Consider the following 18518-nt stretch of genomic DNA (forward strand, 5'->3'; position numbering starts at 1 on the left):
GCCCGGGGGCGGCGGGCCAGCCCGGGCCCACGACGATCAGGGGAGTGACCATTTCGGCGCAGGTCGGGCGGTCCGGGTGGCGGCACCGGACCCGGCGGCGGACACGGTGCCGGTGGGGGCGGCCGGCCGGGGCGGCGTCGCGATGTTGACACCGCTGGTCGAGGACGACCCGCGCCGGGTCGGCCCCTTCGCCATCCACAACCGGATCGGCGCGGGCGGCATGGGCACTGTCTACCTGGGGTTCAATGCCGACGGGCGGGCCGCGGCGGTGAAGGTGCCCGACGCCCGGTTTGCCGACGACCCCGAGTTCCGCGAACGCTTCCGCCGCGAGGTCGTCGCTGCCCGGCGCGTGCACGGCCGTGCGGTGGCCGCGGTGCTCGACGCCGACCCGGAGGCCGTCGCCCCCTGGCTCGCGACCGAGTACGTGGAGGGGACCAGTCTCGCGGACGCGGTGCTGCGCCACGGGCGGATGGAGGAGCGGCTGCTGCACGGCTTCAGCGTCGGACTCGCCGACGCCCTGATCGCCATCCACGCCGCCGGGGTCGTGCACCGCGATCTCAAGCCGTCGAACATCCTGCTGGCCTGGGACGGCCCGAAGGTCATCGACTTCGGCATCGCCCGAGCCACCGGAGCGCCCAGCCACACCCGCACCGGGATCCTCATCGGAACACTGGCCTGGATGGCCCCCGAGCAGCTGCGCGGCGAACGGGCCGGGCCGCCGGCCGACATCTTCGCCTGGGGCGCCTGCGTGACGTATGCGGCCACCGGCCATCCGCCGTTCGACTCGGATCAGGCCGACGTGCTGACCCGGATGCGCCAGGACCGCCCGCCGGACATCGCCGGGGTGCCCGACGGGCTCGCCCCGCTGGTGCGCGCCGCGCTCGCCCGCCGCCCGGAGGATCGACCGAGCGCGGCCGACCTCGTCCGCCGACTCGTCGCCGACCCACGGGTCGCCACACCCGCGGACGCCGACCGGGCCGCCGCGCTCGCCCTCACCCCCTGGCAGTCCCGTCCGCCGCTCGCCGCCCCCGACAAGGCCGGCGACGCCGCCGGCGATATCCGCTCCATCGGCGACGTCCGCGCCATCGGGGCGGTCGGGGCCGCGGGAGCCGGTGCGGCACTCGATCCCGACCAGCCCGACCAGCCGACTCACCCGCTGGCCCTGCGCCCCACCCCGCCGCCGGGCAGCGACCGCTCCATCGGCACCTTCCCCGTGCCACGCTGGTCCGATGCCACCGCGGGCGGCGACGGCCCGGCTCCGCTCGTCGACGTCTCGCCCTCGACCGACCGCCGCCCGCTTGCCGGGCGCCTCGCGGTGGCCGCCACGTCGGGTCCCGGCGCCCAGCCCACCGGCGCGGGAGGTTCCAGCGGCCCGCGCGGTGGCGCGGGAGGTTCCAGCGGCCCGCGCGGCGGCGCGGGAGTCGCGGGAGGGATGGTCCGCGGCGCAAGCCCGCTGAACGCCGCCTTCGGCTGGTTGCCCCCGCCGTGGCGGCGGTCGGTTCCGCTGGCCGGCGGGGCGCTGTTGGTCGTCCTGCTGGTCGGCATCATCGCAGTCCTCGTCGGCACTGGCGGATCGGATCCACAGGTGGAGCCGCCGGGCGTGCCGGCGTTGGACAGCACCGCCCCGGGCACCCGCTCCGATCCACTGATGCCCGGCGGGCCGCGGCGGACGCCCGCAGGCAGGGCTCACGGGCCGCTACCTTCGCCGTCGACCGCTGCGCCCTCGTCCGGCGGGCCGCCGCCCCACCCGACAGCTCCGCGGGACCAGGCCACGGCAACCGTCTCGCCGAGCACCGAACCGAGTTCACCGCAGACCGAGCGGCCGACGCCGACGTCCGGTGCCTCCCCGAGCGGCGAGTCGTCGCCGTCGGCGAGTGCCTCGGCCCCGGCGTCGCCCACGAGCTGCCCGACAGCCGGGCCGGCAGGCACGGCGACGACTCCGCCGCCTACCTGTTAGACGGGTGAGCCCCTGTTAGACGGGTGAGCCCTGGGTGTTTCTTCCGCGGCAGCGGTCGGGGCCGCGCCAGGATCCCGGATGACCGGCGGCTCGCGGTCCTGGCCGCCGCGAGACCGCCGCCATCTTTACCTACTCGGGTGTGCGCAGAGAGATCCTGGGGGTTGATGACGGTTCCAAGGGCCAGGGGGCCCGTCATCAACCTCCAGCACTCTCGGCCCACACGACCCGGATCTCATCCGGGTGACCACGGTCTCGCGAGGAACCGCGCGGTCCGCTACTCGACGTAGTGGCTCACGGGGCGCTGGTGGGTAGCTCCTAGGGCGAGGGCCGACTGGACGGGGAGCTGCCGCAGGACCCCTTGCTGCCTGCGCGTCCGCCGGAGCCCTGGCAGGTCTTTGTCGGCTTCGGCTTCGGCGTCGGCTTGGGCGTCGGTTTGGGCGCCGGCGGGCTGGACGAAGGTTCCGCCGACGGTGACGGCGGCGCGGGGGTCGGTGAACGCGTCGCGGGCGGAGCCGGTGGCGGCGTCGTGACGGTGCCACCCGGGCTGGGCGGCGCCCCACCCGGGGACGGCGCCGGTGACCCTACGGGTCCCGAGGTCGGGCCGGGTCCCGCGGCCCCGCCGGGAACGGGGGCGCCCGGAACGGGAGCCCCGGGGGCGGCGGGCATGCCCCCCGCGCTCGCGCCCGGCACCGCCGCGAAGCCGGACCAGCTACCGCCGCCACCGCCGGCGCCGATCAGCCCTGGCGTGGTGAGGGCGGCGTTCGGGGACGCACCGGCGGTGCTGGCGGTCACCCGGGCGGACGGTGCGGGGGCCGGGTCCGAGCCGTCGGAGGGGATTGCCGCCGCGGCGACAGCCGCGGTGGCAAGGCCGAGCAGCAGGGCTATGCCGCCGGCCAGAGCTCGGGACCGCCGCCGGCGGGACGCATCCGGGGTCGCGTCGCCCGGCTCGTCGAATCTGCCTGCGGTTACCCCGGCCCCCGCCGGATCGGACGGTATCCGCCCTGGCTGCGCCCCGGCGCTCTCGCCCGGCAGACTCGTACCCGTCGGACTGGACCGCGGCACTTCCCCCGAACCGGCCAGGCCCGCACTCACCCGACCGGGCTGCACCGCACCGGCCGGACGCGCCGAGACCTGGGTCGTCGCCATGTCGGGTGCCTCCGCCGCGTCGGCAGCCTTCCCCGGAACGGCAGCCTTCGCCGGAGCGGCAGCCTTCGCCAGGTCGGCACTGCGCCGATCCGGCAAGCCGGACGAGGCCAGCCCACCGGATCCCGGCGACCCTGCCCCGGCGGGCAGGTACACCGGCGCCGGTGTCGTCACCGGATCATCGAACTCCTCGTCCGTCAGTGGGGACGGTCTCGTCTCCGACGCCATCGCCTGGCCGGGCAGGTGCATCGGCACCGGCGTGGTGATCGGATCGTCGAACTCCCCGTCCACCGAGTCGATCGGGGCTACCAACACCGCGGGCTCACCCGGAGAGGGTGGCCCGGACGGGGTGAACCATCCCACCGGTTCGTGGGATTCCGCCGAGGCAGCAGGTTCTGCCCCGGATGGCCCAGCCGGGCCACTCGGACGGCCTGCGGCCACCACGGTCGCCGCCGCCGAGGTCATCGAGGACGCCGAGGTCATCGAGGACGCCGAGGTCATCGAGGACATCGAGGACGCATAGGACGCCGAGGATGGCGGGGTACGCAGCGGTGGCAGTGCGGGCAGACCCACCAGGCTTGGCAGCAACGTCTGCAGCTGATCAACGCCGGGGCGCTCGTCCGGGTTCTTGGCGAGCATCGCGACCACCACGGCCCACAGCTCGTCGGGGATGCCCATGGGCCGGCCCGGCGCCAGATCGGCGTGGGCCCGCAGGATCGACAGCATCTCCCTGCCGGCGAACGGCGCGACGCCGCAGAGCATCTCGTACAGCATGGTGCCGGCGGCGTAGATGTCCGCGGCCGGCCCGACAGGGCCACCGTCGACGCTTTCGGGGGCCATGTACAGGGGGGTGCCGAGCATGCCGCCAGGAATGGTCAGCCTCGTCGCCGCAGACGCCATCAGGCCGGCGACGCCGAAGTCCGAGATCTTCGGCCGGAACCGTTGTTCGCCGCGGTCGAGCAGCACGTTCTCGGGTTTGAGATCGCGGTGGACGATGCCGAGTCGATGGGCCGCCCCGAGCCCGGCGAGAATGTCGATCATCAGGCTGACCGCCTCCGCGGGCGGCATCGTGCGGCGCCGATGCAACTCCCGGCGCAGATCCGAACCCTCGATGAACTCCATCACGATGGCCAGGTCGCCGCGTTCGGCCACTAGGTCGTGAACGGCCACCACATAAGGCGACTGGACCCGGATGAGGATCGCGCGCTCACGCATGAATCGGGCGACCACCCCCGGATCCGACGTGAAATGGGGCAGCAGGAGTTTGAAGGCGAGCACATTGCCCGCCTCGTCGTGGCCGCGCCACACCTCGCCCATACCGCCCCGACCGATGCGGTCTTCCAGAGTGTAGGAACTTCCCAGCCTTCTAGCCACTCGGCGCCATCACCGCTTCACTGTGGGTTCCAGGCGGAACTGCGAGTATTCCCCGCGGCGCACCGCCCGGTCCCGTCTCGTAGCAGCGGCCGCGCCGAGGACGGCGCAGTCGGCGGCTGGCCGTGCAGCCGCGATCACGCCGGACCCACGCATTCCGCGGATCTCGGAGTTGCCACGGCCGGTGAACGGCGGACGGCGGTGCGTCCGTCATTTCGGCGCGGTATTCGTGCCCCGATCCACTGCCCGAAAGGGTTACCCCATGTTCTACGCACACGTCGTCCTCTCCGCGCCGGCATCGGCGGACCGCCTTCATTCCCGGTAAAGGCGTGCCCGCGGGCCGAAGCTGGTACCCGCGGTTCCTGTGTGCGATGTCCCTGGTCAGAATGCCGGACGTTGGAGAGCAGGAGGAACTGGGCAGATATGGTTTTCATCACCGGGGGAAACAGGGCACTCGGGGTACGAGGCCACGCGCCCGATCGCCGGGCCGACCGGCGCCGCCCCGCCCCGGGCGACGTCCGAGGACCGTGAGCAGCCGGCCAACGCGACCGTGGCCATCCCGACGTTGACGAACACCCTGCATTGACTAGCGCGATGTCCCTGTCCGGGTTGGCGAGGGAGGCGCCGGACACGCCGACGCCAGCCACCCGCCGGACCTCGACGGGTGACCCCGAGCATGCACCGGCCAGGACAGCCCCGAGCGCGTCGGCGGTGGCGGCTGCCACGCCCCGCGCCGCTCCGGCGAACGGTCTTTGGCCCGATCCGGGGGCCCACGATCGAGCCGTGGGCACCCGGAGGTGGCCCGAGCGGGCGAGGGCGGGCGAGGCAGGCGAGGCAGGCGAGGCAGGCGAGGCAGGCGGTGCGGGCGCTCAGCCGGCCGAGCGCAGGGCCGCGACAACGTCGAGAGTGCGCGCCTGCTCCTGCGGGTCGCCGATCGGGCCCACGATCAGTTCGGTCGCGCCGGCGTCGGCGTAGCGGCGTAGGGCCCGTTCGACGACCTCCGCCGTGCCGGCGATGACCGTCTCGTGCACACCGGCGAGGCCCTGGCGATCCAGGATGGCGCGGTAGGCGGGCAGGTCGGAGGCGAAGCCCACCTGCGCCGCCACCTCGGCGCGGGCCCGGTCCGGATCGGCGGTGACGCAGACGATCACTCCGGACACGACTCGCGGCGCCGGTCGGCCCGCGGCCGCCGCCGCCCGGGTGATCGCCGGCACGATGTGGTCGCCGACGGTCTGCGGGCCCGTCCACACCGTCACCGTGCCGTCGGTCAGTTCTCCGGCGATCTTCAGCATCACCGGTCCCAACGCGGACAGGAGCACGGACGGTGGGGTGGCCGCCGGGACGTCGAGCCGGCCCACCGCGGTGACGGTCTCCCCGTGGACGTCGACCGCCTCGCCGCGTAGCAGCGGGAGCAGCGCGCTCAGATACTCCCGGATGTGGCGGGCCGGGCGGTCGTAGCGGTAACCGAACTGCCCCTCGATGAACTGTGGATGGCTCGGTCCGATGCCCAGCGTGAAGCCCGACGTCGCTACGGCCTGCACTGTGAGCGCCTGGCCGGCCAACGCCAGCGGGTGGCGGGGGTAGGTCTGGACAACCGCGGTTCCCAGCTCGATCCCGGGAACCGCGGCTGCGGCGAGCGCCCCGACGGTGAGTGCGTCCCACGACGTCAGCTGGCCGATGAACGCGCTGTCGAGCCCCATGCGGGCCGCACTCTGGACCTGATCGATCAGGACTTGCGGGCTCGGACCGCCGCCGCCGAGGTAAAGCCCGATCTTCATGATCACTCCAACCTGAACCGGCCCTTCCGGTTCAGGTTGGAACGCTACACTAAGTTGAATATCTGGCTCCGTTTGCCCGGAAGGCCGAAGAGCGGTGGGGGGAGGGAGCCGGCCGTGCGAGCCGACGCGCAGCGCAATCGCGAGCTCATCGCGACCACCGCACTCGATCTGCTGGCCCGTCATGGGGCGGCCGTCTCCATGGAGGAGATCGCCCGCGCCGCCGGTCTCGGCGTGGGCACCCTCTACCGCCACTTCCTCGACCGTCAGGCGCTGCTGGACTCCGTCGCCGCCGACGCGCTGCGCACGCTGCTCGCCGCGGGCCGGGCCGAGCTGGCCTCCTCCGCGCCGCGCTGGCAGGCACTGGTCCGGATGGTGGAGAAGTGCGCCGGCCTGCCCCTCGCCCTGATCAAGTCGCTGGCCGACGGGGCGCAGGTCGACCCCGTGGTCGCCGCCCTGGCCGAGGAGCTGAACACGATGTTCCAGGCAATGGTCGAGGACGCCCAGCGCGAGGGGTCGCTGCGAGCCGACCTCACCGGCGAGCAGGTCGTCGGACTGCTCAACACGGCGGTCTGCCGTCCCGGCGCCCGCCCCGACGACCCGCTCACGACGGTCCTACTCGACGGCCTGCGGGCCAGGTCCCGCCCCCCAGCCGACACCCCGCCCGCGGTCTCACCCGTGCCGCGGCCTCACCCGCGGCGAGAGCCGATCGGCGGCTGATCGTCGCGACCGCGCCAGCGTTCGGCGTGGACGACCTCGGCGAGGGGACGACGCCGTGCCCAGCCGTGTCGTTCCAGGTCAGGTGTGGTCTCCAGGTGGGTCACGGGGCCGACGCACAGCCAGGCGACCGGGCGGATCCCGGCGGGGATACCGAGCAGCTCGCGGACGAACGGCTCCCGGTAGAACGAGACCCAGCCGACCCCCAGCCCCTCGGCGGTCGCGGCGAGCCACAGGTTCTCGATGGCCAGGCACACCGAGTACAGACCCGCGTCGGCGATGGCGTGCCGGCCGAGGACCGCCGGCGCCCCCCGCGCCGGGTCATAGGTGACGACCAGTGACGTCGACGCCGCCAGGATGCCGTCGATCCGGATCCTGTCGAAACGCTCGGCGCGCTCACCCGCCAGCGTCGCGGCGAACACCGCCCGTTCGTGCTGCACGTGCGCGTGGAAGGCGCGACGGGTCCGGTCGTCGGTGACGCGGATGAAGTCCCAGGGCTGACTGAGCCCGACGCTCGGCGCGGCGTGGGCGGCGGCGAGAACGCGCCCGAGGACGTCGGCGGGGATCGGCGCCCCGGTGAACTGGCCGCGCACGTCGCGCCGACGGTGGATCGCGTCGTACAGGGCCTCGGGGCCCGACCGGGCCATCGGGTTCGCGGTTGCATGCTCCGATCGGGGGGTGGTGCCGGTGTCGTGATGGCTGGGCAAGGCAGGCTCCCGCTGTCCGGCCGACCGCGCAGAGGCGGGCGGCGTCGAGGCGGGGCCGGTCTTCGGACTCCCGGATCAACGCCAGGCCGTCCGCCTTCCCAGGCCCGCAGGCCCAGTGGCTGCGCGACGCGCGTGGACGGCGGCTTCCCGGTTACCGCGGCGGGCCCGTGCCGGACTCGCACCGGCTTCCCGATTCTCCCCGGTCGCCCGAGGCACCCCGCAAACGTTGCCGCCGCGGACACTATCAGCCGAAAAAGAACATTTTGGGCATTACCCCCTGTCAGGCCGCCGGTGCTCGAAGCCGGGTGAGGGTCTCGTCCAGTTCGGCCCGCAGGATGTCGCCGGCGCGCTCGCCATCCCCGGCGGCCACGGCGTCGACGAGGGCGGCGTGCGCGGCGTCGCCGTGGTTGGGGTCGGCGGCCCGCAACCCGAGCAGGTCCACCAGCTCCACGAGGCCCCGGCGCAGCACGGGCACGAACTCGGCGAACAGGCCGTCGAGCACCGGATTGTGCGCCGCCGCGACGACGGCCACGTGCAGGGCGACGTCGGCGTCGACGAAGTCGACGTCGTCCCCGCCGGCCGCGGCGGTGCGGCGGCCGGCGAGCGCCGCGCGCAGGGCGGCCACGTCGGCGTCGGTGCGTCGGCTCGCGGCCAGCCGCACCGCCTGCACCTCCACGAGCATCCGGACCTCGTAGACATCGCCGACGGCGGCGCGGCGCAGCGTGTCCCGCCAGTCCTGCGGCGACTCGGCCGCGATGACGAACACGCCGGCCCCCTGCCTCGACTGAACCAGCCCGGCGCCGGCCAGTGCCCGCAGCGCCTCGCGCACCGTCGAGCGGCCCACCCCCAGCGTCGCCGCCAGCGTGGTCTCCCCCGGCAGCCGGGTTCCCACCGGCCACTCGCCGCCGGCGATCTGTGCGCGCAGGCGGTGGGTCGCCTGCTCCACCAGTGGCGTCGGACGCAGCACGCCGAGCGGCACGGTCACTCCTCCGGTTGTCAGGCAAGCAGATGGATCTGCGGAGTATGGTACGTCGCGTGACGGTGGGCGGACGGCTGCTCCTTCCCCGCCGCGGTGGGGCCTGACCACGACCCGCACCCCGCCGCGGCGAGTTCCTGCCGCTGGTCGGCCCCTTTCGACCGAGTCCTGAGCCCTGGAAGGCGCTGCCACAACATGTCTGACAACCTGAGAACATGCGTCACTCCTCCGGCGAGGAGTCATGAGCCGACCACCAGCGCCGGCCCAACCGGCTTTCCCACCGTGATCAGGCCGCACGGCCCCGTGCCGGCGGATGCTCCCCGCTGGAACCCGCAGCGCCCCAGCGCAATGCCGCACCAGCGCTACCGGGGCGCCCACGAGCGCGTGGAGCTGCCGAGGATCGCCGCCTCCGGCCGGTCATGGCCGACCCGACGTATCGAGTCGGCACCACTGTGGGTACCCGTGGACCTGCGCGACGGCAACCAGGCGCTACGCGAGCCGATGGACACCCCCCGCAAGCGGGCGATGTTCGACCTGCTCGTCGCGATGGGGTTCAAGGAGATCGAGATCGGCTACCCGTCGGCCAGCCAGACCGACTTCGATTTCGTCCGGCACCTGGTCACCGACGACGCCGTGCCGCCGGAGGTAACCGTGGTGGTGTTCACCCCGGCGCGGCGCGAGCTCGTCGAGCGGACCTTCGAGTCGATCGCGGGGATGCCCGGCGGCGATGGGATCGCCCGCATCGTGGTGCACCTCTACGTCGCCACGGCCCCGCTGTGGCGTGAGGTCGTCCTCGGACACGACCGGGCGGACCTGCTGGCGCTGGTGCACGACGTCGGCGGCCACATGGCTCGCCTCGCCGAGTCCGCCCGCTGCCCGGACGTCCGCTTCCAGTTCTCCCCGGAGGTCTTCAACGCCACCGAGCCCGACTTCGCGCTGGAGATCTGCAACAGCGCCACCGCACTGTGGGACGCCTGCCCCGACCGGCCGGTGACCCACAACCTGCCGGCCACAGTCGAGATCGCCACCCCGAACGTCTACGCCGACCAGATCGAGTACATGGACCGCCACCTGGACCGACGCGACTCGGTGATCCTGTCCGTCCACCCGCACAACGACCGGGGCACCGGGGTCGCGTGCGCGGAGCTGGCGATGCTCGCCGGGGCGCAGCGGATCGAGGGCTGCCTGTTCGGCAACGGCGAGCGCACCGGCAACGTCGACCTGGTCACCCTCGCCCTGAACCTGTACTCCCAGGGCGTCAACCCAATGATCGACTTCTCGGACATCGACGCCGTGCGCGACACGGTCGAACACTGCAACCGGATGCCGGTCCACCCGCGCCACCCCTACGGCGGCGAGCTGGCCTACACCGCGTTCTCCGGCACGCACCAGGACGCGATCAGCAAGGGCCTGGCGCACCACGCGGCCAGCGCGGCACAGCAGGGGGTGCCGGCGGGCCGTGCACCGTGGGACGTGCCCTACCTGCCGATCGACCCGGCGGACGTCGGCCGCAGCTACGAGGCGCTGATCCGGGTGAACAGCCAGTCCGGCAAGGGCGGCATCGCGCACCTGCTGAACCTGCACCACGGGCTGGAGCTGCCGAAGGGGCTCGCGGCCGACTTCTCCCGGGCCGCCCAGGTCGTCGCGGACCGCGACGGCCAGGAGCTGACCCCCAAGGAGCTGTGGGAGATGTTCCACGCCCGCTACCTCGCCCCGCTCCACGACGGGCCGCTCGCCGTGGCGGCGTGGCGGACCGTCGAGATCACCCCCGGCGAGCACGAGTTCACCGCCGAACTGTCGCTCGCCGGCCGCGAGCACCACGTCCGGGGCCGGGGCAACGGCCCGCTGGCCGCGTTGACCGCACTGCTCGCCGAGGTCGGGATGGAGGTCGAGATCCGCGGTTACAGCGAACACGCCATGGAGCGAGACGGCAGCAGCCACGCCACGGCCTACGTTCAGGTCCGCCACCGGGACGCCGACTACTGGGGCGTGGGGCAGGACAGCTCCGTGCTCGCCGCCTCGGTCCACGCCGTCCTCGCCGCGGTCAACCGACTCCCGCGATAGCCTCCCTTCCACCGCGGGTCAAGGTCGCCGACGAGGTGCCGCGCCGCCGGCGTGGTCGCCATCGCCGCCGTGGCCAGCCGGTCCGCCACCGACCAGGAGAACGGGCAGCTGGCGACGGGGAGCGCGTCGTGCAGCGCACGCAGCCCCGCGCCTTCCCGCTCCCGCGCCGGCTCAGGTGGTCGCCACCAGCAGATGCTCCGCGCTGGACGGACGAAGACCGTCGGCCCGGCCGGCGAAGTAGCGCGCCGCGAGGTCGCCCGCCGAGACATGCCGGGCGTCCCGGAAGCCGGCGTCGAGAGCCAACGCCACCAGTTCGGATGGTGCGAAGAAGCTGACGAAGGGTGACCCGCCCGTCCGGGCGGCCCGCTCCGTCGCCTGACGGGATGGGCGTTCGTCCGCGTCGACGAGCTCCAGCGGCAGCTGGAAGGTCATGACCAGGGTGGAGCCGGGGGCGAGGGCCGCGGCCTGGCGCAGTAGGTCCGCGTTCACGCTGCGGGTGAGGTACATCGACAGGCCGTTGGCGGCCACGACCGCCGGCCGCTCAGCGTCGAAGCCGGCTGCGACCAGCCCCTCCCACCAGGACCGGCCCGTCTCGAAGTCGATCGGCACGAGCCGCAGCCACGTCGGCGGGCCATATCCGAGCTCACCCAGCCGCCGCCGCTTCCATGCCTGCGGGCCGGGCTGGTCGACCTCGAACACCCGCAGGTCCGCGGCGATCTGCGGCTGACGCTGAGCGAAGGTGTCCAGCCCGGCGCCGAGCAGGACGTACTGGCCGACCCCGAGGCCGGCCCGCGCCACGACGAGATCCTCGACGAACCGGGCCCTCGCCACGACGGTGGCCCGGACCCTGCTGGTGGCCTGCGGATCCATGTCAGGACGGTGCTGCCAGCCGACGTCCGGGTCCGCCAGCCGCAGGCCGATCCGGTCGTCGAGCACATGCGGCGGCGGGTCGATCTCGGCATGCATGGCCCGCCACAGCGCGACCCGCACCGCTGTGGCATCGGCCTGCGACGTCCACTCGTCCGTCATGTTGCACCCAGTCCTTTCGATTCGACGAGTCGCGGCTACGCGTCGGACGCGGCCACCCCGTCCGGCAGCGGAGCCTCGAGGCTGACCGTCCGGCCGTCGGGATCCCGCACGAGCGCCTCGACCACCCCCCAGTGCCGGGCAGTGAACGGCTGGGCGAAGTCGGGTTCCCGGTCCGGCGCGAAGGCGGTGGAGTCCGCGACCCGCAGGATGGGGTATGTCGTCAGCTCACCCTCATGCCGCTCGACGATGAGGATGTACGGGCCGCCGGCCGGATGGACCCACTGACCGGACCCGTGATCGGTCTCGAACACGTTCGCGAAACCCAGCGACGACCAGAACGCCGCCGTCGCACCGTAGTTGCGGGTCGCGACGTGGAATCCCTCGATTCCCTCAGTCGCCATGCGGGCGCTCCCCTCGGGATCGGGCGACGCGCTCGAGGTACTCGGCCAACGCCGCCTCAACGATTGCCGACAGCGACTGCTCGGTGTCGACCGCGTGATGCTTCACTGCTCGGATCAGATCAGGCGGCAGGTAGACATTGAACTGCCTCACGTCACGACCAGCCGCCATGCGAGCATGCTAGCAAGCTATAACCGACTCGGCAACAACAGCCGCCCCCACGCCTACTCGCCGTCTCCTGAGGCCAAGGCCCGCGAACCGTGATTAACCTCCGGCGTCTGCCGACCGCTCCATGGCCGGGACCGGCGCCAACCGACCTTCGCGGGACCGTGTGTGTTGCGCGGAGGTGCTGGGCCGGCGCGCCGATACCAACGCAGGCCGTCAGGGAGCGAGCTGCTCCACGGGGACGCCGATGGCTTCGTAGGTTGCGGCGGCGCGCTGGTCGAGACTCATCAGGGTCGCCTGATGTTCCGCCGCGGTGAAGGCGATCAGGGCGTCGTAGGCCGGGCCGCCCGGGATCTGGTTGGCCGCCAGCGTGGCCAGGAGCTTCTGATAGCCCGCCTCCGACAGGGTGAGAAACGGCTCGATGAACCGCTCGGTGAGAAACGTGTGCACGATCGACGGCTGCGCCCGGTGCGGGGGCGGCAGGCGGGTCAGGACCGAGTAGGACTCGACCGCCGCATGCGCGGCGAGGCGCGGCCGGCATGCCATGGCCTTGCGCGCGACCGCATGATGCTCGTGCCAACTGGCGAAACAGGCCACGACCACACTGGTGTCGACGACCTTCATCGCCGGGTTCGCTCCAGCGTGGTGCGCACCAGGTCGGCGCTCAGCACCGGCATGTCCGCCTCGGCAACGGCGACCACACCGTCGCCCTCGTCCACCAACGTCATCGGGGTCGACGCCGGAACGATCTCAAGCCGCCCGTCCCGCTCGGCGATCTCCAGCGGCTGGCCTGCCCTGAGCCCCAGAGCGTCACGCAGCGCCTTGGGGATGACGACGCGCCCCGCGGCGTCAATGGCAGTTCGCATGCCAGAAATTTACCATCGACCGCCCCGGCCGTCGCCGGATTCCGCACGGTGGATCCGGGCGAGGAGGCGTCCTCGTCACGTCACCGTCATGTTCCGTTGGGGCGGCCGGGACCGGGACCGGGACCGGGACCGGGGCCGGGACTCGGCGGGGCGGCGGCGCTGGATGGGCCGTTCGAGCAGGTAGTACGACGCGGCCGCCAGGGCCACCGAGATGACGCCGACAGCCACGACCGCCGGCCACCGGCCGAGCGCGCCGGTCAGGCCGTTGCCCCAGTGCGCGACCACGGGGAAGTGCCAGAGGTAGAAACCGTAGGAGACCTGGCCGAGCCAGGCCAGCGGGCGGGCGGCGAGGGCCCGGAACAACCAGCTCGTCGTCGCTGCCTGCTCCAGGGTGAGGATGAGGGCTCCGGCGAGTAGCGCGATCACGGTGTAACCGCCGCGGGACAGCAGGGCCGACCGCTCGCCCCAGCCGCTCGGCGCGGTCATCGTCGCCACCGCCAGCAGCGCGAGCGCTGCCGGACCGGCCACCGGCAGGACGGCCATGACGCGGTCGAGCCGGCGCCGCCAGCGCAGCGCCACCCTGCCCTCGCCGGCCACCCCGCCCTCGCCGGCCGCTCCGTGTCGCGCCGCCCGCAGCCAGGCGGCGAGTGCGCAGCCGACCAGCAGCGCGTCGGCACGGGTGTCCAGGGCGAAGTACGTCCGCGTCCCCGGAGCCCCGGACGTGACCAGCACGTTGCGCCACAGCACGACGCCCGCCACCCCGCCCAGCAGGACAACGGGCAGCCGGCGGGCCAGCCACGGCCGGCTGCACAGGGCCACCAGCACCAGCGGCCACAGCAGGTAGAACTGCTCCTCCAACGACAGCGACCAGGTGTGCCCCAGCCAGCCGGCCCCCGTGCTCTGCCGCACCACCTGGAAGTAGTTGTTCAGATACAGCGCCGAGGCGGCCAGGCTGTCGAGGAACTCGGTCCGCTCGCCGGCCGTGCCGATCCCCAGCAGCACGACCGCCGTGAAGCCGGCGAGGGCCAGCAACCAGAACGCGGGCAGCAGCCGGTAGGCCCGCCGGAGGTAGAACCGCGTGAGGGACACCCCCCCGGTCCGATCCCGTTCGGCGAGCAGCTGTCCAGTGATCAGGAAGCCGCTGAGCACGAAGAACACGTCGACACCCAGGTAGCCGCCGGGCAGCAGGTCCATGTGGAAGACGAGCACGCAGAGCACCGCGAGTGCCCGGACGCCGTCCAACGCGGGGTTGCGGCCACCGCGCCTGTCGCCACCCCGCTGCGGAGCCCCGGCTGCCCGAACAGCCCGTTCCTGGCGGGCGGTCGGGCCGGTTGGCCTGGCCGGACCGGGCGGCTGGACCTTCGGCTGCGGCTGGCCGGGCAGCCGCGACGGGTCGGCCAGCAGGGTGCCCGTCCGTCGGTCCGTCGCTGCCGGGCGACTGTGCGCCAACGCGGTGACGCGGCGCGGTCCACGTTCCGAGTCGTGTCCGTGGTCAGCCATTCACGCTCCTCTCAGAGCTGTCGGACTGCCCATCTCCTGGCTGTTTCCCCCTTCTATCCCGCCAACCTGGGCGTTTACTGTCAGGCGGATCCGGCGGCCGCGATCACGAGCCTGACCGTGGGCATCTGCAGCGCTACGCAACGAAGTCATTCCCCGCGGGCGTGGGTCTAGCTGTCGCCGCCCAACCGAGTCCCGCGGCGACCGGAGGCGTCGGCGGACTGCTTGGGCTCAGGCCTCAGAAGGTGCGGCTCGGGCCGCTTTTACGAGCACACCACCCGGTTCACTCTCGACATCGCGCCCCCGGGGGGCGGCTGTGGGTGCGTCCCGGCTACCTGCTGTATCGATACGCGCTGGCGCGCCCGCCAGGGCAGGCGAGCGTGCCCATGAACCAGCGTGAAACCCAGCGCGGCATCCGCAGCCGCATCGACACCATCACCCCGCCGGGAACCGAGACGGTGGCGGTCCGCGGCTGGATCCACTCCTTCGCCGATCCCGACGAGCCCATCTACGTCGGCATTTACACCACCTACCGGCACCGCGACCGGGGATACGTCAGTGTCGGCTTCCCGCTACCTCGCCTACCGCGATCCGACGGACGACAGCCTCACCGCCCTGGCGGTCCATGGTTTCGCCGAGGAGCTCGACGTCCACCGGGAAGAGGGTGAGCTATGCGCCGAACACTCATTCTTTCTCTTCGGCGTCCCTTTCCTCGTGCTCGACTACCGTATAACCCACAGGCACCCAACCCCGGGGGGAGACCCCGTCCGCTCGCCAGCCCTCGGATGCCGTACCGGGGCCCGGGCGCGGGCCCCGGTACGGCCCGGGGTTACCTGGCGGCGATCTGCGTGGTGGTCTTCAGGTCCGCGCTGACGATGTACTTCACCGTGACGCCAAGCCTGGTTCCGACCACGAGATAGGACCCGTCGGAGTTCTTGCGCACGCTGGTGACCACGACCAGCGAATCCTTGGCGTTGATCGCCGCGGTCACCTTCGCCAGCTCACCCGCCGACAGCGACGTGTTCACCGACGTGGCCAGCCCACTCGCACCATTCCCGCCCGCCCCCGACTGGACGCCGACGGACAACCCCGTGCTTGCGCTTGCCATCGTCGCACCGCCGAACACAAGTCCCGTGGCGGCGGCGATGGTCGTGAAGGCGAGGCCGATCTTCTTAGCTGGCATTATTTATGGCTCCCCTTCGCGCGGGACGGACCGACAGCCGGCCCGCCCCATACTCTCCGGACATCAGTCGACAACCCGTCCGTTTTCCCCTGGCCGACCCCGCGCGTATTTCCGGGAATTCCCATCGCACACCCACGAGCTTTTCCGTCTCCCAGTTGGACGTTACGGGTGTGTCGAGAAGGACGCTACCCACGGGCCGGCCGATCCCATCTCCAGAAAGCCTGTCGTCAGGCCGATAGTTTGCGAATCCCTCGACTTTGTGCCAGGTCGAGAAGGGTGCCGTTAGCAGGCTCACAGCACACGTACCTGACCAATGAGGCCACGGTCGGGTGTGACGGTCGTCCCGCCAGGACGGCCGGGTCGGAGATGCCCTGGAAGTCGTACCTCGGGGTGTACGGCTCCTCCAGCCGCGCGGTCTCCTCCGCGGTCAGGTCGACGTCGAGCGAGGCCACCGCGTCAGCTGTGACCATCCGAGGAGGTTGATGGGGCTGCGGTTCATGGCCGTACACGCCGCGGCGGCGGCGGATTCAGGCCCCGGCGTCGTCCTTCCTGGCCCGCTGGGGAACGAAGGGGAGAACGGAGTCCGGGATGGTGAACCCCGCGTCGAACGCGGCGAGGTCTCGACCGTCGACGTCATCGCCCGCTACGTCCGGGCCCTCGGCGGTCAGGCGCCCGATTCCGACTGTCGTTCCTCCGCGGTCGCCTCCGGCGTGGGCAGCACAGCCACCTGGGTCTGGTGCAAAGTCGGGGTTTCGGCCTGGTCCGCTATGGCCCGCGCGAGCTCGTCATAGCCGAGCACGCCCTCGACAAGGCGGCGGTCGAGCGGCGGTTCGACGAGAACATAGCCCGCCGCGTCGGCCGCACCATTGGCCTGCAACCCGGCCGGTGGGGTGACGACCAACCAGTCGAGTTCGGACGCGCGGCGGCGCAACGCGGGCAGTTCACGGGCGTGCGCCCGCGCGAACGGCAACAGCCACGGGGGAAAGACCGCGGAGTCGTCCATGACTGTTCGCCCGGCGGTCGTGGTCAGCGTGGCGAACAACCCGATCGTGATCAGCCGGGTGGCCGGCGACTTCCGCGCGGCGCCGACGACACCGGCAACAATATGTTCGTAGAATGCCTCGTCAAAGCCGTCGAACGAGGGCGGCGGCGCCGAAAAGGGCGTCACCGCGACCACGATGACGTCGGCGTCACGCAGAACGTCGCCGAGGTCGGTGCCACGGGTGGCATCCGCCTCGGCCACCTCGACACCAAGATCTCCCAATGACCGGTGCCGACGGGCGTCACGCACCACGCCGGTCACTCGATGTCCCCGGCTGACGAACTCCTGGCTGACGGCGCGTCCCGCGCGACCACCGGCACCGAGCACGGCGACCCGCGCCGGTGCACCCGGTTGGGATACCACCCCGAAGGGCTGTGTTCCTGTCATGGTGGCCAAGGTAGGGGGCGGTAGGCCGGTTACCGCAACGTGACCGGCTACCGTTGGCGGAGTGGAGAAGACGGCCGACGCCCCGACCTTCGACCCGGCCTGCCCGATGAGCGCCTTCCCAATCCAGATCGGCGACAAGTGGACCGCGATGGTCGTCCTGTGCCTCGAGGCCCGACCACGGCGGTTCACCGAGCTCAGGCAGCTGCTCGGCTCGGTGAGCGCGAAGGTCCTGACCGACACCCTTCGCGCGATGGAGCGAGACGGCCTGCTGAGCAGAAACGCCTTCGACGAGAACCCGCCCCGGGTGGAATACCGCCTGACCGCCCTCGGTCGGACGTTGCTGCAACTGGTCGAAGCGACCCGCAGCTGGGCCCGGGACAATCTCGACGACCTCCTGTCGGCCCGCCGCCGGCATGACGACGTGCTTCTCCACGGTCACGAGACCGTCGCGCTCGCCGCGGAAAGGCCCGATGGTCGGCCATCATCCGCACCTGCCGCGGGTCAGTCCGGGGAGCCGAACTCGCGGACGGCGCGGCCGATACGGCGATCAGGGACGATCCAGATCAGCGCGACGACGGTGTAGCAGGCGATTCCGATGATGACGCCGATCTTGCCGTGGGTGTCGATGAACTGCGCGGACAGTATTCCGGCGAGATAGAACAGCGGCGAGATCCTGCCCTTGAGATCCCATCCGACGGCCTGCCTGAGCTGGGAGTCGGGTCCGTGCGCCCGGATGACCACCCACTGGAGCACGACGTAGGCACAGGCCGCGGCCAGCAGGTTCACCCCGTAGAGGACGACCGGGAAGCGCGCGTAGTCCGTCTCATCCGTCCAGGTGGTCGTGAACGGGAACAGCGACAGGCAGAACAGCAGGCCGAGGTTCGCCCAGAGAACGCCACCGGTCACCCGGCGGGCCAGCTGGAACATGTGATGGTGGTTGTTCCAGTAGATCCCGACGTACACGAAGCTCAGCAGATAGCTGAGCAGGCTCTTTCCGGTGGTGTGCCGCAGGTCCGCGAACGTGTGCCCCTCGGGGACCTTCAGCTCGAGAACCATGATCGTGATGATGATGGCCAGCACACCGTCGCTGAACGCCTCCAGGCGACTGGTCCTCACCGGGCTGCCCCCTCAGCGCCGCGACCGACCGTCGTCGTGCGCGCAGCCGCACTCGTTACACCTGTCCACATACCGCTATGAGAGCATCTCCCCCGACCAGGAGCTGCGGCGGTGGTGGCGGTGG

The 18518-nt window shown here is 72.1% G+C and carries 17 protein-coding genes and 1 riboswitch; of the genes, 4 read left to right on the forward strand and 13 right to left on the reverse strand.

Annotated features, from left to right (window positions below):
* Nucleotides 1-142: 142 nt before the first annotated feature.
* The gene (locus NBZ83_RS17920; RefSeq protein ID WP_438803319.1) at nucleotides 143-1957 is read left to right on the forward strand and encodes a serine/threonine-protein kinase; all 1815 of its coding nucleotides are present in this window, start codon (nucleotides 143-145) and stop codon (nucleotides 1955-1957) included.
* Nucleotides 1958-2272: 315 nt separating this feature from the next.
* On the opposite strand, the gene NBZ83_RS17925 is transcribed toward NBZ83_RS17920, so the two are convergent.
* Together NBZ83_RS17925 and NBZ83_RS17930 are read right to left on the reverse strand one after the other, a co-directional pair.
* Nucleotides 2273-4474 (reverse strand): serine/threonine-protein kinase, encoded by a 2202-nt coding sequence (locus tag NBZ83_RS17925; protein ID WP_261575442.1) that lies wholly within the window; start codon nucleotides 4472-4474, stop codon nucleotides 2273-2275.
* 866 nt (nucleotides 4475-5340) lie between these two features.
* A complete protein-coding gene (locus NBZ83_RS17930; RefSeq protein WP_261567882.1) occupies nucleotides 5341-6249 on the reverse strand; it encodes a TIGR03564 family F420-dependent LLM class oxidoreductase in 909 nt (302 codons plus the stop codon).
* A 114-nt stretch (nucleotides 6250-6363) separates the two neighbouring features.
* On the opposite strand from NBZ83_RS17930, the gene NBZ83_RS17935 reads away from it, so the two are divergent.
* Nucleotides 6364-6966, forward strand: coding sequence for a TetR/AcrR family transcriptional regulator (locus tag NBZ83_RS17935; protein WP_261567880.1), 603 nt, complete (start codon nucleotides 6364-6366; stop codon nucleotides 6964-6966).
* Here NBZ83_RS17935 and bluB read toward each other — a convergent pair.
* Nucleotides 6936-7610 carry a 5,6-dimethylbenzimidazole synthase gene (gene bluB, locus NBZ83_RS17940; protein ID WP_261567904.1) on the reverse strand — a complete coding sequence of 225 codons (675 nt, stop codon included), beginning with the start codon at nucleotides 7608-7610 and terminating at the stop codon, nucleotides 6936-6938. The genes NBZ83_RS17935 and bluB overlap by 31 nt on opposite strands.
* 107 nt (nucleotides 7611-7717) lie before the next feature.
* A riboswitch (cobalamin riboswitch) is annotated at nucleotides 7718-7893 on the reverse strand.
* 57 nt (nucleotides 7894-7950) lie between these two features.
* A complete protein-coding gene (locus NBZ83_RS17945) occupies nucleotides 7951-8649 on the reverse strand; it encodes a FadR/GntR family transcriptional regulator (RefSeq protein WP_261567878.1) in 699 nt (232 codons plus the stop codon).
* Nucleotides 8650-8928: 279 nt separating this feature from the next.
* Between NBZ83_RS17945 and NBZ83_RS17950 the strand changes: the two genes are divergently transcribed.
* The gene (locus NBZ83_RS17950) at nucleotides 8929-10710 is read left to right on the forward strand and encodes a 2-isopropylmalate synthase (protein WP_308203806.1); all 1782 of its coding nucleotides are present in this window, start codon (nucleotides 8929-8931) and stop codon (nucleotides 10708-10710) included.
* Nucleotides 10711-10881: 171 nt separating this feature from the next.
* Here the strand turns inward: NBZ83_RS17950 and NBZ83_RS17955 are convergent, their stop codons facing one another.
* The 8 genes from NBZ83_RS17955 to NBZ83_RS17990 all read right to left on the reverse strand — a co-directional run bounded on the left by NBZ83_RS17955 (nucleotide 10882) and on the right by NBZ83_RS17990 (nucleotide 17278).
* The gene (locus tag NBZ83_RS17955; RefSeq protein ID WP_261575444.1) at nucleotides 10882-11739 is read right to left on the reverse strand and encodes a class I SAM-dependent methyltransferase; all 858 of its coding nucleotides are present in this window, start codon (nucleotides 11737-11739) and stop codon (nucleotides 10882-10884) included.
* Nucleotides 11740-11774: 35 nt separating this feature from the next.
* Nucleotides 11775-12140 carry a VOC family protein gene (locus tag NBZ83_RS17960; RefSeq protein WP_261567873.1) on the reverse strand — a complete coding sequence of 122 codons (366 nt, stop codon included), beginning with the start codon at nucleotides 12138-12140 and terminating at the stop codon, nucleotides 11775-11777.
* Complete coding sequence (locus tag NBZ83_RS17965; RefSeq protein WP_261567872.1) at nucleotides 12130-12309, reverse strand: ribbon-helix-helix domain-containing protein; 180 nt, start codon at nucleotides 12307-12309, stop codon at nucleotides 12130-12132. The genes NBZ83_RS17960 and NBZ83_RS17965 overlap by 11 nt, the downstream gene beginning before the upstream one ends.
* 210 nt (nucleotides 12310-12519) lie before the next feature.
* Entirely contained in the window at nucleotides 12520-12927 is a 408-nt protein-coding gene (locus NBZ83_RS17970; RefSeq protein ID WP_261567870.1) for a type II toxin-antitoxin system VapC family toxin, read from the reverse strand.
* Complete coding sequence (locus NBZ83_RS17975; RefSeq protein WP_261567869.1) at nucleotides 12924-13169, reverse strand: AbrB/MazE/SpoVT family DNA-binding domain-containing protein; 246 nt, start codon at nucleotides 13167-13169, stop codon at nucleotides 12924-12926. Before NBZ83_RS17975 ends, NBZ83_RS17970 begins: the two co-directional genes overlap by 4 nt.
* A 75-nt stretch (nucleotides 13170-13244) precedes the next feature.
* A complete protein-coding gene (locus NBZ83_RS17980) occupies nucleotides 13245-14669 on the reverse strand; it encodes an acyltransferase family protein (RefSeq protein ID WP_261575445.1) in 1425 nt (474 codons plus the stop codon).
* Nucleotides 14670-15495: 826 nt separating this feature from the next.
* A complete protein-coding gene (locus NBZ83_RS17985) occupies nucleotides 15496-15849 on the reverse strand; it encodes a hypothetical protein (protein ID WP_261567865.1) in 354 nt (117 codons plus the stop codon).
* 664 nt (nucleotides 15850-16513) lie between these two features.
* Nucleotides 16514-17278 carry an NAD(P)-dependent oxidoreductase gene (locus NBZ83_RS17990; protein WP_261567864.1) on the reverse strand — a complete coding sequence of 255 codons (765 nt, stop codon included), beginning with the start codon at nucleotides 17276-17278 and terminating at the stop codon, nucleotides 16514-16516.
* 61 nt (nucleotides 17279-17339) lie between these two features.
* On the opposite strand from NBZ83_RS17990, the gene NBZ83_RS17995 reads away from it, so the two are divergent.
* Nucleotides 17340-17861, forward strand: a complete 522-nt coding sequence (locus NBZ83_RS17995; RefSeq protein WP_261567862.1) for a winged helix-turn-helix transcriptional regulator — start codon at nucleotides 17340-17342, stop codon at nucleotides 17859-17861.
* Here the strand turns inward: NBZ83_RS17995 and NBZ83_RS18000 are convergent.
* Entirely contained in the window at nucleotides 17780-18394 is a 615-nt protein-coding gene (locus tag NBZ83_RS18000) for a TMEM175 family protein (protein WP_261567860.1), read from the reverse strand. The genes NBZ83_RS17995 and NBZ83_RS18000 overlap by 82 nt on opposite strands.
* Nucleotides 18395-18518: the final 124 nt, after the last annotated feature.

The sequence above is a fragment of the Frankia gtarii genome (assembly GCF_025403375.1).
In the GTDB taxonomy this organism is placed as follows: domain Bacteria; phylum Actinomycetota; class Actinomycetes; order Frankiales; family Frankiaceae; genus Frankia; species Frankia gtarii.